Annotated in this window: 15 protein-coding genes; 11 read left to right on the forward strand and 4 right to left on the reverse strand. The window is 74.0% G+C overall.

Annotated features, from left to right (window positions below):
• Nucleotides 1–15: 15 nt before the first annotated feature.
• Both ACW0Q9_RS22350 and ACW0Q9_RS22355 read right to left on the reverse strand, forming a co-directional pair.
• Entirely contained in the window at nucleotides 16–543 is a 528-nt protein-coding gene (locus tag ACW0Q9_RS22350) for a PH domain-containing protein (protein WP_456184331.1), read from the reverse strand.
• A 22-nt stretch (nucleotides 544–565) separates the two neighbouring features.
• Nucleotides 566–796, reverse strand: a complete 231-nt coding sequence (locus ACW0Q9_RS22355) for a hypothetical protein (RefSeq protein ID WP_456184333.1) — start codon at nucleotides 794–796, stop codon at nucleotides 566–568.
• Between the two features lie 240 nt (nucleotides 797–1,036).
• Here ACW0Q9_RS22355 and ACW0Q9_RS22360 point away from each other — a divergent pair, with 240 nt between their 5' ends.
• From ACW0Q9_RS22360 to ACW0Q9_RS22390, 7 genes are all read left to right on the forward strand, one after another.
• A complete protein-coding gene (locus ACW0Q9_RS22360; RefSeq protein WP_456184335.1) occupies nucleotides 1,037–2,143 on the forward strand; it encodes an AAA family ATPase in 1,107 nt (368 codons plus the stop codon).
• Nucleotides 2,122–3,114, forward strand: coding sequence for a DUF58 domain-containing protein (locus ACW0Q9_RS22365; protein WP_456184357.1), 993 nt, complete (start codon nucleotides 2,122–2,124; stop codon nucleotides 3,112–3,114). The genes ACW0Q9_RS22360 and ACW0Q9_RS22365 overlap by 22 nt, the downstream gene beginning before the upstream one ends.
• On the forward strand, nucleotides 3,111–4,061 hold the full coding sequence (locus ACW0Q9_RS22370; protein ID WP_456184337.1) for a VWA domain-containing protein: 951 nt from the start codon (nucleotides 3,111–3,113) through the stop codon (nucleotides 4,059–4,061). The genes ACW0Q9_RS22365 and ACW0Q9_RS22370 overlap by 4 nt, the downstream gene beginning before the upstream one ends.
• A 591-nt stretch (nucleotides 4,062–4,652) precedes the next feature.
• Entirely contained in the window at nucleotides 4,653–5,357 is a 705-nt protein-coding gene (gene fabG / locus ACW0Q9_RS22375) for a 3-oxoacyl-ACP reductase FabG (protein WP_456184339.1), read from the forward strand.
• Nucleotides 5,358–5,380: 23 nt separating this feature from the next.
• Nucleotides 5,381–6,148, forward strand: a complete 768-nt coding sequence (gene fabI / locus ACW0Q9_RS22380; protein WP_456184341.1) for an enoyl-ACP reductase FabI — start codon at nucleotides 5,381–5,383, stop codon at nucleotides 6,146–6,148.
• A 71-nt stretch (nucleotides 6,149–6,219) separates the two neighbouring features.
• Entirely contained in the window at nucleotides 6,220–7,251 is a 1,032-nt protein-coding gene (locus tag ACW0Q9_RS22385; protein ID WP_456184343.1) for a ferrochelatase, read from the forward strand.
• Nucleotides 7,200–8,066, forward strand: a complete 867-nt coding sequence (locus ACW0Q9_RS22390) for an HAD-IIA family hydrolase (RefSeq protein ID WP_456184359.1) — start codon at nucleotides 7,200–7,202, stop codon at nucleotides 8,064–8,066. Before ACW0Q9_RS22385 ends, ACW0Q9_RS22390 begins: the two co-directional genes overlap by 52 nt.
• A 7-nt stretch (nucleotides 8,067–8,073) precedes the next feature.
• On the opposite strand, the gene ACW0Q9_RS22395 is transcribed toward ACW0Q9_RS22390, so the two are convergent.
• Nucleotides 8,074–8,868, reverse strand: coding sequence for a hypothetical protein (locus ACW0Q9_RS22395; RefSeq protein WP_456184345.1), 795 nt, complete (start codon nucleotides 8,866–8,868; stop codon nucleotides 8,074–8,076).
• Nucleotides 8,869–9,029: 161 nt separating this feature from the next.
• Here ACW0Q9_RS22395 and ACW0Q9_RS22400 point away from each other — a divergent pair, with 161 nt between their 5' ends.
• Nucleotides 9,030–9,839, forward strand: a complete 810-nt coding sequence (locus tag ACW0Q9_RS22400; RefSeq protein ID WP_456184347.1) for a DUF3097 domain-containing protein — start codon at nucleotides 9,030–9,032, stop codon at nucleotides 9,837–9,839.
• A gap of 28 nt (nucleotides 9,840–9,867) precedes the next feature.
• Here the strand turns inward: ACW0Q9_RS22400 and ACW0Q9_RS22405 are convergent, their stop codons facing one another.
• Complete coding sequence (locus ACW0Q9_RS22405; RefSeq protein ID WP_456184349.1) at nucleotides 9,868–11,181, reverse strand: serine hydrolase domain-containing protein; 1,314 nt, start codon at nucleotides 11,179–11,181, stop codon at nucleotides 9,868–9,870.
• Between the two features lie 91 nt (nucleotides 11,182–11,272).
• On the opposite strand from ACW0Q9_RS22405, the gene ACW0Q9_RS22410 reads away from it, so the two are divergent.
• The 3 genes from ACW0Q9_RS22410 to ACW0Q9_RS22420 form a co-directional block, all read left to right on the forward strand.
• A complete protein-coding gene (locus ACW0Q9_RS22410; protein ID WP_456184351.1) occupies nucleotides 11,273–11,746 on the forward strand; it encodes an NfeD family protein in 474 nt (157 codons plus the stop codon).
• A gap of 4 nt (nucleotides 11,747–11,750) precedes the next feature.
• Complete coding sequence (locus tag ACW0Q9_RS22415; RefSeq protein ID WP_456184353.1) at nucleotides 11,751–12,857, forward strand: SPFH domain-containing protein; 1,107 nt, start codon at nucleotides 11,751–11,753, stop codon at nucleotides 12,855–12,857.
• A gap of 129 nt (nucleotides 12,858–12,986) precedes the next feature.
• The coding region (locus ACW0Q9_RS22420) for a hypothetical protein (RefSeq protein WP_456184355.1) at nucleotides 12,987–13,684 on the forward strand (698 nt) is incomplete at its 3' end.

Here is a 13,684-nt window from a genome sequence, read left to right on the forward strand (position 1 = left end):
CGGCCCGGCCGCCCGTCACAGCCCCTCCGCCCGGTCCTCGCCCAGCGCGGTGAGCCGGTCCCGCAGCCGGGACGCCTCGGCCGGTCGCAGGCCCGGCACCCGGGCGTCACTCGCCGCCGCGGCGGTGTGCAACTGCACGGTGGCCAGGTCGAAGGCGCGCTCCAGCGGGCCCGCGCTCACGTCGACGAACTGCATCCGGGAGTAGGGGACGATGGACAGCCGGCGCACCAGCAGGCCGTGCCGGACCAGCAGGTCGTCCGCGCGCTCGGCGTAGCCCCAGGCGCGCACCGCGCGGACGATGGTGACCGCCCGCCAGGCGGCCAGGAGCAGCGCCACGCCCAGGGCGGCGCCGAGCAGCCAGTGGCCGGCGACCGCCCAGGCCACGCCGAGCACCACCAGCGCCACGGCGAGACCGATGCCGAGCCGGATCAGCTCCACCCAGATCAGGTCGCGGGAGATCGGCTGCCACCGGACGGTCTCCGGCCAGGGCTCCAGGGGACCGGTCGGGGCCGGCGGCCGGCCGGCGAGGTCGTCACCGTTCACCGCGTGATCCGCGTGCGCTCGCTCACGATCCGAGCGTAGGCGATCCGGGCACCGGTACGACCTCGCGCAGGAAGCCGCGCGCGTCGAGGAAGTCGCCCAGCGACCCCCGGTGCTCGGCGCAGGCCAGCCAGGTCTTGCGTCGCTCGGGCTCGTGCAGGCGGGGATTGTTCCAGCGCAGCTCCCACACCGCGGGCGCGCGACATCCCCGCGCCGAACAGATCAGCGGCTCGTCAGGGGGAGTGGGAGTGGTCACCGGGGCGAGTCTAAGGCCGCACGCCGGAAGCTTTAGCGCCGGGCGGCCACGGGGGGAGCCGCCCGGCGACGGGGTGAATCGTACACACTCCGGACCCCTTGTTGTCCACCCGTGTTCAGCGTTTTCCGTGCCCGGGGACGGCGCGGCGAAAATCGTCCCTCTCCCGCCCTCGGCTCTCAGCAAGGCATGACAGTCTTGATACGCACCACACCGCGACGACGACCAAGCTGTGGAGGACCGGTGGCCCAGCCGACCACGCCCGACGCCCCGACCCCGACCGAGGCAGCGCCGGACGCGCCGCCCCCGGCGACCAGCACCCCGGCGCAGGACGCCACGCTGCTGGAGCGGGCGCTGTTCGAGATCAAGCGGGTGATCGTCGGGCAGGACCGGATGGTGGAGCGGATGTTCGTGGCCCTGCTCGCCCGGGGCCACTGCCTGCTGGAGGGGGTGCCCGGCGTCGCCAAGACGCTCGCCGTGGAGACCCTGGCCAAGGTGGTCGGCGGATCGTTCGCCCGGATCCAGTTCACCCCCGACCTGGTGCCGGCCGACATCATGGGCACCCGGATCTACCGGCAGTCCAGCGAGAAGTTCGACGTCGAGCTCGGCCCGGTCTTCGTGAACTTCCTGCTCGCCGACGAGATCAACCGGGCCCCGGCGAAGGTGCAGTCGGCCCTGCTGGAGGTGATGAGCGAGCGCCAGGTGTCCATCGGCGGCGAGACCCACCGGGTGCCCGACCCGTTCCTGGTGATGGCCACCCAGAACCCGATCGAGCAGGAGGGTGTCTACCCGCTGCCGGAGGCGCAGCGGGACCGGTTCCTCATGAAGATCGTGGTGGGCTACCCGACCGACGCCGAGGAGCGGGAGATCGTCTATCGGATGGGCGTCGCCCCGCCCGAGCCGGCCCGGGTCTTCGACACCCCGGACCTCATCGCGCTCCAGCACAAGGCCGACCAGGTCTTCGTGCACAACGCGCTTGTCGACTACGCGGTCCGGCTGGTCCTCGCCACCCGGGCCCCCGCCGAGCACGGCATGCCCGACGTCGCGCAGCTCATCCAGTACGGCGCCAGCCCGCGCGCCTCGCTCGGCCTGGTCCGGGCCACCCGGGCGCTGGCCCTGCTGCGCGGCCGCGACTACGCCCTGCCCCAGGACGTGCAGGACATCGCCCCGGACATCCTGCGGCACCGGCTGGTGCTCAGCTACGACGCGCTGGCCGACGACGTGCCGGCCGACCACATCGTGCACCGGGTGATGTCGACAATCCCGCTGCCGGCGGTCGCGCCCCGGCAGCAGGCCACGCCGCCGCCACCGGCCGTCCCGCACGGCGGCTGGCCCGGGCAGCGGCCGTGACCCCACCCACCCGGCTGCCGGCCGGGAACGAGCGCTCCGGCGCCGTCCTCGCCCGGTTGCAGCTCATGGTCACCCGCAAGCTGGACGGGCTGCTCCAGGGCGACTACGCCGGGCTGCTGCCCGGACCGGGCAGCGAGGCGGGCGAGTCCCGCGAGTACCGCCCCGGCGACGACGTGCGCCGGATGGACTGGCCAGTCACCGCCCGCACCACCATGCCGCACGTCCGGCGTACGGTGGCCGACCGGGAGCTGGAGACCTGGCTGGCGGTCGACCTCTCGGCCAGCCTGGACTTCGGCACCGGTCGGTGGCTCAAGCGGGACGTGGTGGTCGCCGCCGCGGCCGCCCTGGCCCACCTGACCGTCCGGGGCGGCAACCGGATCGGCGCGGTGGTCGGCACGGGCGCGCCGGCGCCGGCCGGCCGGTGGCGGGGCGGCTCCCCGCCCGCCGGGCCCGGGACGCTGCACCGGCTGCCCGCCCGGGCCGGCCGCAAGGAGGCGCAGGGGCTGCTGCGGGCCATCGCCGGCACCGAGATCCGGCCCGGCCGCAGCGACCTGGGCGTCCTCGTCGACATGCTCAACCGGCCGCCGCGCCGGCGGGGCGTGGCGGTGGTGATCTCCGACTTCCTCGCGCCGCCCCAGCAGTGGGGCCGCCCGATCCGTAAGCTGCGGGTCCGGCACGACGTGCTGGCCATCGAGGTGGTCGACCCGCGCGAGCTGGAACTGCCCGACGTCGGGGTGCTGCCGGTGGTCGATCCGGAGACGGGGGAGCTGCACGAGGTGCAGACCGCCGACCCGGGCCTGCGCCGCCGGTACGCCGAGTCGGCGGCCGCCCAGCGCGCGGCGATCGCCGCCGAGCTGCGCACCGCCGGCGCGGCCCACCTTCGACTGCGTACCGACCGAGACTGGCTGCTGGACATGGTGCGTTTCGTGGCCGCGCAGCGGCACGCCCGCACCCGAGGGACGACCCGATGATCCGTTTTCTGCAACCGTGGTGGCTGCTGGCCGTGCTGCCGGTGCTCGCCCTCGCCGCCGCGTACGTCTGGCGGCAGCTGCACCGCCGGCAGTACGCCCTGCGGTTCACCAACGTGGACCTGCTGCGCACCCTGGCGCCGAAGGGGCTGGGCTGGCGGCGGCACGCGGCGGCCACCGCCTTCCTGCTCTGCCTGCTGGTGCTCGCCACCGGGCTGGCCCGGCCGGCGATCGACACCAAGGAGCCCCTCGAACGGGCGACCGTGATGCTCGCCATCGACGTGTCGCTGTCCATGCAGGCCGACGACGTGGCGCCGAACCGGCTGGAGGCCGCGCAGGAGGCGGCCAAGCAGTTCGTCGGCGAGCTGCCGGAGAGCTACAACCTCGGGCTGGTCTCCTTCGCCAAGTCGGCGAACGTGCTGGTCCCGCCGACCAAGGACCGGGGCGCGGTGACCACCGCCATCGACGGCCTGGTGCTGGCCGAGGCGACCGCCACCGGCGAGGCGGTGTTCACCTGCCTGGAGGCGATCCGCTCGGTGCCGGCGGACGGCGCGGCCGGCATCCCGCCGGCCCGGATCGTGCTGCTCTCCGACGGCTACCGCACCTCGGGCCGCTCGGTGGAGGAGGCGGCCGCGGCGGCGCAGGCGGCCAACGTGCCGGTCTCCACCATCGCGTTCGGCACCGACTCGGGCCAGGTGGACATCGGCGGTCAGCTCCAGCGGGTGCCGGTGGACCGGATGGCGCTGTCGCAGCTCGCCGAGACCACCCAGGGCTACTTCTACGAGGCCGCCTCGGTGAGCGAGCTGAAGCAGGTCTACCAGGACATGGGCAGCTCGATCGGGTTCCGGACCGAGCCGCGGGAGATCACCCAGTGGTACGCGGGGATCGCGCTGCTCCTCGCGCTCTGCGCGGGAGGGCTGAGCCTGCTCTGGTCGTCCCGCCTGCTCTGAGGCGGGACGGCCGGTGCCCGGCCGGTGGTGGTCAGTGACCGCCGCCGGCCAGGACGAAGATGACGGCCACCCAGACGGCGGCGAGGGTGAAGCCCAGCGGGGCGACGTAACGGCTCATGGGACTGCTCCGTGGCGACGGACGGTCCGGCGGGACGGACCGCGAAGGTGGATCAGGACGTACGCACACGAAGTCGTGACCGGGGTGCTCCGCCCGGGCCGCGCAGCACGGTCGCCCCGGCGGACGGCCGAGGAGACGGGCGGTGCGGGGGCGGGGAGCGGGGTCAGCCGCGCCGGCTGAGTCGTGGCTCAGCGGGGCTGACGGTCGGCCCGGCCACGACTGGGAGGATCGCTATCTCGCACAGCGATCACCTCCTGCGGTCGGCGGGGCTCGACGGCGGGCGATCCACTGCCCGCAAACGCTGATCATCGTACACCCGGCGCGCCCGCGGCACGCACTCGGCCGACCGGTCCACCGGGCCCGCCCGACCGGGCCGCCGGGCCGGCCGCCGACCTCGCACGGGTTAGCGCTTACCCCTCGGTAACCCCTAGGCTCGCCAGCGATTGGGAGATCAGCTGAGCAGAGGGGGAACCGTGGCCCGTACCGTGCTGGTGACCGGCGGAAACCGGGGAATCGGCCTGGCCATCGCGCAGGCCTTCGCCAAGCAGGGCGACCGGGTGGCGGTGACCCACCGCAGCGGCGAGGCCCCGGCGGGGCTGTTCGGCGTGAAGTGTGACGTGACCGACGCCGAGTCGGTGGACGCCGCGTTCGCCGCCGTCGAGGCCGAGCTCGGCCCGGTCGAGGTGCTGGTGGCCAACGCCGGCATCACCGACGACACGCTGCTCCTGCGGATGTCGGAGGAGCAGTTCACCCGGGTGCTCGACACCAACCTCACCGGCGCGTTCCGGGTCGCCAAGCGGGCCTCGACGAAGATGCTCCGGGCGAAGTGGGGCCGGATGGTCTTCATCTCCTCGGTCGTCGGCCTCGCCGGCGGCGCGGGCCAGGTCAACTACGCGGCCAGCAAGGCCGGCCTGGTCGGCGTGGCCCGGTCCATCACCCGCGAGCTGGGCAGCCGCAACATCACGGCGAACGTGGTGGCTCCCGGCTTCATCGACACCGACATGACCGCCGTGCTGTCCGAGGAGCGCCGGGCGGAGATCCGCAAGTCGATCCCGGCGGGCCGGATGGCCAGCCCCGACGAGGTCGCCGCGGCGGTCACCTGGCTCGCCTCGGACGCGGCCGCGTACGTCTCCGGCGCCGTCATCCCGGTCGACGGCGGCCTGGGCATGGGTCACTGAGAAAGTACGGAGGGAACTGCACAATGTCCGGACTCCTGGCCGGTAAGCGGCTGCTGGTCACCGGCGTCATCACCGACGCCTCGATCGCCTTCTCGGTGGCGAAGCTCGCCCAGGAGAACGGCGCCCAGGTCGTGCTCACCGGCTACGGCCGGCTCTCCCTGGTCGAGCGGATCGCCAAGCGGCTGCCCGAGCCGGCGCCGGTGATCGAGCTGGACGTGACCAACGCCGAGCACCTGGCCGGCCTGGCCGACCGGGTGCGCGAGCACGTCGACGGCCTCGACGGGGTGGTGCACTCGATCGGCTTCGCCCCGCAGAGCTGCCTCGGCGGCGGCTTCCTCGACGCGCCCTGGGAGGACGTGGCCACCGCCCTCCAGGTCTCCACCTACTCCTACAAGTCGCTGGCCATGGCGGCCCTGCCGCTCATGTCGGCGGGCGGCGCCGTGGTGGGCCTCACCTTCGACGCCACCAAGGCCTGGCCGGTCTACGACTGGATGGGCGTGGCCAAGGCCGGGCTGGAGTCCGCCTCCCGCTACCTGGCCCTGCACCTGGGCAAGCAGGGCATCCGCAGCAACCTGGTCGCCGCCGGTCCGCTGCGCACCATCGCCGCCAAGTCCATCCCCGGCTTCGAGCAGTTCGAGGAGGCCTGGGCCGAGCGCGCCCCGCTGGGCTGGAACCTGACCGACCAGGAGCCGGCCGCCCGGGCCTGCCTGGCGCTGCTGTCCGACTGGTTCCCGGCCACCACCGGCGAGATCGTCCACGTCGACGGCGGCTACCACGCCATCGGCGCCTGAGACCGGGCGCGAAACCCGCTCGTCCCGGGGTGGTCGCGGGACCGGCACGGCCGTCGGGGGAGAATGGGACCATGGCGTACGACGCGTTGGTGCTGGTCTCCTTCGGCGGCCCCGAGCGGCCCGAGGACGTGCTGCCCTTCCTCCAGAACGTGACGCGGGGGCGGGGCGTGCCGCCGGAGCGGCTCGCCGAGGTCGTCGAGCACTACCTGCACTTCGGCGGGGTGTCCCCGATCAACCAGCAGTGCCGTGACCTGCTCGCGGCGATCCGGGAGGACTTCGCCGCCAACGGTGTCGACCTGCCGGTCTACTGGGGCAACCGCAACTGGGACCCGATGCTCGCCGACACGGTGGCGCGGATGCGTGACGACGGCATCCAGCGGGCCCTCGCCTTCGTGACCAGCGCCTACGGCGGCTACTCGTCCTGCCGGCAGTACCAGGAGGACATCGCCGCGGCCCGGGCCGCCGTCGGCCCGGACGCCCCGCTGATCGAGAAGCTGCGCCAGTTCTGGGACCACCCGGGCTTCGTCGAGCCGCACGCCGACGCCGTCCGGGCCGCGCTGGCGCAGCTCGACCCGGCCCGGCGGGACAGCACCCGGCTCGTGTTCACCGCGCACTCGGTGCCGGTGTCGGCGGCCGCCACCGCCGGTCCGCACGGCGGCCGGTACACCGCGCAGCTCGCGGAGACGGCCCGGCTCGTGCACGCCGCCGCGGCGCCGGACCTGCCCTACGACCTGGTCTGGCAGAGCCGCTCCGGGCCGCCGCAGGTGCCGTGGCTGGAGCCGGACATCAACGACCACCTGGCCGCGCTCGCCGGCGAGGGCGTGACCGGCGTGGTGGTCAGCCCGATCGGGTTCGTCTCCGACCACCTCGAGGTGGTGTGGGACCTGGACACCGAGGCCCTCGACACCGCCAAGCAGCTCGGCCTCGACTTCGTCCGCGCCGGCACGCCCGGCACCGACCCGCGCTTCGTGGCGATGGTCCGTGAGCTGGTGCTGGAGCGGAGCGCCCCGGACGGCGAGCGATACTTCCGCCGCCTCGGCGAGCTGCCCACCTGGGACACCTGCCCGGCGCTGTGCTGCGTGCCCCCGGCCCGCCGTCCCTGAGCCCGACCACCTCCGACACCCCCTGGGGACGACAGATGCATGACCGCAAGCCGGTGCAGAGCTGGCTCACCGACATGGACGGAGTGCTGGTGCACGAGGGCCAGCCGGTGCCCGGCGCGCCCGAGTTCGTCAAGAGGCTGCGCGCCTCCGGCAAGCCGTTCCTCGTGCTCACCAACAACTCGATCTACACGCCGCGCGACCTCCAGGCCCGGCTGGCCCGGATGGGGCTGGACGTGCCGGAGGAGGCGATCTGGTCCTCCGCGCTGGCCACCGCCCAGTTCCTGGCCGACCAGCGGCCCGGCGGCACCGCGTACGTGATCGGCGAGGCCGGCCTCACCACGGCGCTGCACGCGGTGGGCTACGTGCTCAGCGACTTCGCCCCCGACTACGTGGTGCTGGGGGAGACCCGCACCTACAGCTTCGAGGCGATCACCAAGGCGATCCGGCTGATCAACGACGGGGCCCGGTTCATCTGCACCAACCCCGACGCGACCGGCCCGTCGGTGGAGGGCGCGCTGCCCGCCGCCGGCTCGGTGGCCGCGATGATCTCCAAGGCGACCGGGGTGGAGCCGTACTTCGTCGGCAAGCCGAACCCGATGATGATGCGCTCGGCGCTGAACACCATCGACGCGCACTCCGAGTCGACCGCCATGATCGGCGACCGGATGGACACCGACATCCTCTGCGGCCTTGAGGCGGGGCTGGAGACGATCCTCGTGCTCACCGGCATCAGCAGCCGGACCGAGGCGGAGCGCTACCCCTACCGGCCGTCGCGCATCGTCGACTCGGTGGCCGACCTGATCGACGAGGTCTGAGCCCGGCTCAGGGGCGCAGCGGGGCGTTGCAGGCGGCCACCAGGGCCTGCCGGCAGGCGGTGGTCAACGGCCGCAGTGCCGCGTCCCGCTGCTGCGCCTCGTAGGTGTTCACCGCCCCGCCCGGGGCGCTCTCCCCGGCCAGGGCGAGCACCCGGTCCAGCACGGCCGCACGGGCGAACAGCCGGCGGGACCGCGGGTCGAAGCCGGGCGGCAGGTCGGTCCCGCCGTCCGGGCGGCGCAGCGCGGCGAGCGCGCCGGCCAGCTCGGGCCGCCACTGGGCCACGTCGAGCCGGGTCAGCGCGGCGGTCGTCTCGGCCAGCGCGGCGGCCAGTTCGGCCTCCGCCTCGGCCGCGCCGGGCGTGACCAGGGACGCCTTCGGCGCGTCGGCCGGCAGCGGGTAGACCCGCCAGAGCACGGTCTCCCAGGTCATCCCCGAGCCCGAGGTGTGCGTGCGCACCTCGGGGACGAACCCGAGCCCGCTGGCCACCACGGCCTCGCCGGCCAGCAGCGCCGCCCCGGCGAAGTCGCCGGGGCCGGGCAGCCCGCGCGGGTCGCCCGGTGCGGGCAGCACCAGGCGGATCTCGTCGGGGGAGAGCTTGGCCAGGCTGGGCAGCGCCTCCCGCAGGGACACGTCGGTCCAGGTGCCGGGGGCGTCGGCGACCAGGTGCTCCTCGTCGCCGGCGATCTCGTCGGCGACCTCGTCGAACGGCACCAGGCCGGCCCGCCAGGCGCGTACCCAGGCGACGAAGCGGCTCGACCGGCGCGGAGCCAGCGTGGCCGCGCCCGTTGCGGGGGAGGACATGCCGAAAGGGTACGTGCTCGCCGCCGTCGCTGTCTCGGCTGCCGCTCCGGCGGCGTGACCTGCCCCCAACTACCCCCTTCGCCCCTTTCTGTGCCGCCGGTGGGACGCCTGGTCGGCGCGTCGCCGCGCGACGCGCCGGGCCGGTGGCTAGCGTGATCCACATGGCGGGGCGATACGACGGCGACGTGCTGGCGGGCGACTGGCGGCGGCGGAAGGCGACCCCGGAGGTCGACGCCGAACCCGACCTGGTGGTCGAGGACGCCGACTCCGGGTTCTGCGGCGCGGTGGTCGGCTTCGAGTCCGGCGCGGTGGTCCTGGAGGACCGGCACGGGCGGCGGCGAAACTTCCCGCTGCTGCCCGCCGCGTTCCTGCTCGACGGCCGGCCGGTCACCCTGCGCCGCCCGGCCCCTGCCGCGGTGCCCGCCGCCCGGCGGCGCACCGCCTCCGGCTCGATCGCGGTCGACAACGTCCGGGCGCAGGTCGCCAAGGCCAGCCGGATCTGGGTCGAGGGCGTGCACGACGCGGCGCTGGTCGAGCGGATCTGGGGCGACGACCTGCGGATCGAGGGCGTGGTGGTGGAACCCCTCGACGGCATCGACGAACTCGCCGCCGAGGTACGCGCCTTCGACCCCGGCCCGGGTCGCCGGCTGGGCGTGCTGGTCGACCACCTGGTGCCCGGCTCCAAGGAGAGCCGGATCGTGGCCCGGGTCACCTCGCCGCACGTGCTGGTCACCGGGCACCCGTACGTCGACGTGTGGCAGGCCGTGAAGCCCCGGGCGCTGGGCATCGCGGCCTGGCCCGTGGTGCCGCCGGGGCGGCCCTGGAAGGAGGGCGTCTGCGCGGCTCTCGGGGTGGCGGAGCCGGCGGACATGTGGCGGCACATCCTGTCCCGGGTGGACAGTTTCGCTGATGTGGAGACGCCGCTGATCAACGCGGTGGAGCGGTTGATCGATTTCGTCACCGCGCCGTGATTCGTGGTTGCGGTCCAGGGCCCGGTGGTCAGGGTTCCTGGTCGGGGGTTCGGGTGAAGACGAAGGTGGCGATGTCGAGGGCGACGGCGCGGCCCTCGTCGTCGCGGATGACGGTGAGCAGTTCGCCGTCCTGGGAGCCGGAGCGGCCACGCCAGCGGTCGGGGCTCTCCGGGGTGAAGCGGAGCAGCGGGCGGCCGACCTGGCCGCCCACCAGGTCACCGGCGGGGTCGATCCGGAACTCGTACTCGCCGCCCATCCACCACCAGCGGCCGGTCAGCTCGGCCAGGTCGGCGGGCGGCGCCTCGGCCGGGCGCCACGGGGTGGGCGCGGCCGGCTCGGCGTCCAGCACCAGGGTGAGGATCTCCCGGGCCAGGCCGACGACGTGGTGGCCGGCGCGCAGCCCGTACGAGTTGGCGAAGTCGACCACGGCGGTGCGGGTGGGGCGGTGCACGGCCAGGCCGGCGACGTACCCGGGCATCGAGCCGCCGTGGCCCGCGTACACCCGGTCGCCGACCCGGTAGAGCTCCACGCCGAGGCCGTGCCCGCCGGTCCAGGCGTCCAGGTCGCTGATCACCACGGGCGCGCACATCTCGGTGAGCGTCGCCGGGGCGAGCACGTCCGGCGCCGGGTCGGCCAGGAAGGCCGCCCAGCGGGCGAGGTCCTCGACCGTCGACCAGAGCTGGCCGGCCGGTGCCATCGCCCCGGTGTCGGTGCGCGGCTCCTCCCGGAGCGTGTCGTGCCAGGGGTGCACGACGTAGCCGCGGGCGTACGGCTCGGTGGGGTGGTAGGTGGTGCGGCGCATGCCGAGCGGTGCGAACAGCCGCTCGCGGAGCAGGTCGGCCCAGGGCGTGCCGGTGATCCGCTCCAGCACCCCGCCGAGCAGCCCGTACGCCAGGTTCGAGTAGTGGTAGACGTGGTGCGGCGGGTGAGCGATCTTGGCCGGGGTGAGCCCGGCGAGCAGGGTCGCCAGGTCGGCGCCCGCGGTCCGCTCCCACCACTGCCCGTCCGGCTCCCGTTGCAGGCCACTGGCGTGCCCGAGGAGCTGGCGCAGGGTGAGCGCGCCGACCGGGGTGCCGGGCAGGTGCTCGTCCAGCGGGTCGTCCAGGGCCAGCCGGCCGGCGTCGCGCTGCTGCATCACCAGCACGGCCGTCATGGTCTTGCTGATCGAGCCGATCCGGTACTGGAGGTCCGCGTCGGGGCGGGGCTGCTCGCCGGCGAGCGCGACGTGCGCCAGGCCGCCGTCCCGCACCACCCCGAGGGCGAGCGAGGGGCCGCGCCCCTCCGCCTGGGCCCGGGCGACCAGCAGGTCCACCTGTCGGGCGGTCTCGGGCAGCAGGGCCATGGCGTCCTCCTCGACGGTCGTCGGCGCGGTGCCGAGCTTAGGTGATCATTTCGGGTCGGTGTGGCGTGCGTCGGCGTGTCACGATCTAAGGGTGGACGCCGTGTTCTGGATCGTGCTGGGTGTGCTGCTGGCGGTCGCCGAGATCTTCACGACGACGCTCTTCCTGATCATGTTCGCCGCCGGGGCGTTCGCCGCCGCCGGGGCCGCCGCGCTCGGCGCCCCGGTCGCGATCCAGGCGCTTGTCTTCGCGGTGGTCTCCGCGCTGTCGGTGGCGCTGGTCCGGCCGGTCATCAAGCGGCACGCCATGCCGGCGCTGGAGAGCGGCGAGCAGCCGTTCGGCATCGAGGCGATCGAGGGGGCCAGCGCGGTGGTGCTGGAGCCGGTCGACGCCGAGCGCGGCCTCGTCAAGATCGACGGTGAGCTGTGGACGGCCCGGTCGTACGACGCCACGCGCAGCTACGCGGTGGGCGACCGGGTGCAGGTGATAAAGGTCCGGGGCGCGACCGCCCTGGTCTGGCAGGACGAGATTTCCACCCCGGGCGGACTGCCCGAAGGGAAAAGGTGAAGATATGGAGTTTGCAGCGATCCTGTTGATCGCCGTCGCCGTGATCGTCGTGGTGACGCTGGTGAAGGCGGTGCGGATCGTGCCGCAGCAGCGCCAGGACGTGGTGGAGCGGCTGGGCAAGTACAAGCGGACCCTGAGCCCGGGGCTCAACCTGCTGGTGCCGTTCATCGACGCGGTGCGCACCAAGGTCGACATGCGGGAGCAGGTGGTCAGCTTCCCGCCGCAGCCGGTGATCACCTCGGACAACCTCGTCGTCTCGATCGACACGGTGCTCTACTTCAAGGTCGTCGACTCGGTCCGCGCCACCTACGAGATCTCCAACTTCCTCCAGGCCATCGAGCAGCTCACCGTCACCACGCTGCGCAACGTGATCGGCTCGCTGGACCTGGAGCGGGCGCTGACCAGCCGCGAGGAGATCAACCGCCACCTCTCCGGCGTGCTGGACGAGACCACCGGCCGGTGGGGCATCAAGGTGACCCGGGTCGAGATCAAGGCGATCGAGCCGCCGCCGAGCATCCGCGACTCGATGGAGAAGCAGATGCGCGCCGAGCGGGACCGCCGCGCCGCCATCCTCAACGCCGAGGGCCTCAAGCAGTCGCAGATCCTCACCGCCGAGGGTGAGAAGCAGGCCGCCGTGCTGCGCGCCGACGGTGACCGGCAGGCCCGCATCCTCCAGGCGGAGGGCCAGGCCAAGGCGATCCGGACCGTGTTCGACGCGATCCACCAGGCCAACCCGAGCCAGAAGGTGCTCGCCTACCAATACCTTCAGGCGCTGCCGCAGATCGCCAACGGCTCGGCCAACAAGGTCTGGATCGTCCCGGCCGAGCTGACCAAGGCCCTCGAGGGCATGGGCGGCGCGCTGGGCGGCCTGGCCGGCATGGTCGGCGACGCGCCGTCGCCGGAGGCCAGCAAGGGCGCCGGCGAGGTGGAGCGGGAGGCCGCCGAGGCCGCGCAGGCCGCCGCCACCGCCGCCCAGGAGATCCACAACGAGGTACGCGTGGCCGAGGCCCAGGCCACCGGCGGCACCGCCCCGCAGGGGCTGCCGGCGCCCGAGCCGGTCACGCCGGAGAGCCTGCTCAAGGACCCGTCGGACCAGCGCGAACGGGGCTGACGGGGAGCCCGCCGGCAAATCCGAGAATCCCTCATGCGGCGCCTCGGTGCCTGCCACGATCGGTCTGAGGACGGGTCGTGACCAGGACCGGGGCGCCGTTTGCGCGTCCCGCGCGGAGCGAGGTGAGGCATGAAGGATCCGGCGAACCGGCTGTTTTCCAGGACCCCGGTCCCCGGCGCGCACGACCCGGCCGGGCCGCTCGGCACGCGGCGTACCGGGGGCGGGTTCGGGGTACTGCCGTTCGTCTCCGAGCCCGGGCCGGCCGCCCCGGCCACCGACGCGAGCTGGGCCTGGTCGGTCCGCCGGTTCGCCCGCGCGGCGGTCTGGCTGCTGCCCGCGTACGCGGTCCTCTACGGCCTGGTGGCACTCGCCAGTGACGGCGGGGTGGGCAACGACCCGTACCCGGCGGACGGCCAGCAGGTCTACCTGGTCGGCTGGGTGGCCGCGGTCTGGCTCGGGCTGCTCGCCCTGCTGGCGCTCGCCGGCCTGCTGGCGGCGACCCGGTGCCGGCGGGTCGCCCTCGTCGGGCTGCTGGCCAGCATCGGCGGGATGGTGCTGATGCTGCCCTTCGCCGGGCTGGCCGAGCAGGCGCCGGTGTTCGGCACCACCGCGCGGAGTCTCGTCCTGGTCGGCGCCACGTTCTACAGCCTGGGCTGGCTCCTCACCGGCTGGTCGGTCGCCCGATCCGGGATGTTCTCCTACGGCGACGGCACCATGCTGATGATCGCCGCCCCGCTGCTCGGCCTGGGCGGCGCGCTGATCGGCTCGCTGCAGACCTTCGGCGCGATCTTCGTGCTGATCGCCGGCATCGGCATCGGCTACCGCTC

It is taken from the genome of Micromonospora sp. I033, assembly GCF_053890995.1.

Coding starts and splice junctions, on each gene's coding strand:
- fabI (WP_456184341.1), top strand. CDS start 5,381: ATGTCCGGACTCCTGGCCGGTAAGCGGCTGCTGGTCACCGGCGTCATC.
- ACW0Q9_RS22385 (WP_456184343.1), top strand. CDS start 6,220: ATGGCGTACGACGCGTTGGTGCTGGTCTCCTTCGGCGGCCCCGAGCGG.
- ACW0Q9_RS22415 (WP_456184353.1), top strand. CDS start 11,751: ATGGAGTTTGCAGCGATCCTGTTGATCGCCGTCGCCGTGATCGTCGTG.
- ACW0Q9_RS22400 (WP_456184347.1), top strand. CDS start 9,030: ATGGCGGGGCGATACGACGGCGACGTGCTGGCGGGCGACTGGCGGCGG.
- ACW0Q9_RS22405 (WP_456184349.1), bottom strand. CDS start 11,181: ATGGCCCTGCTGCCCGAGACCGCCCGACAGGTGGACCTGCTGGTCGCC.
- ACW0Q9_RS22370 (WP_456184337.1), top strand. CDS start 3,111: ATGATCCGTTTTCTGCAACCGTGGTGGCTGCTGGCCGTGCTGCCGGTG.
- ACW0Q9_RS22395 (WP_456184345.1), bottom strand. CDS start 8,868: ATGTCCTCCCCCGCAACGGGCGCGGCCACGCTGGCTCCGCGCCGGTCG.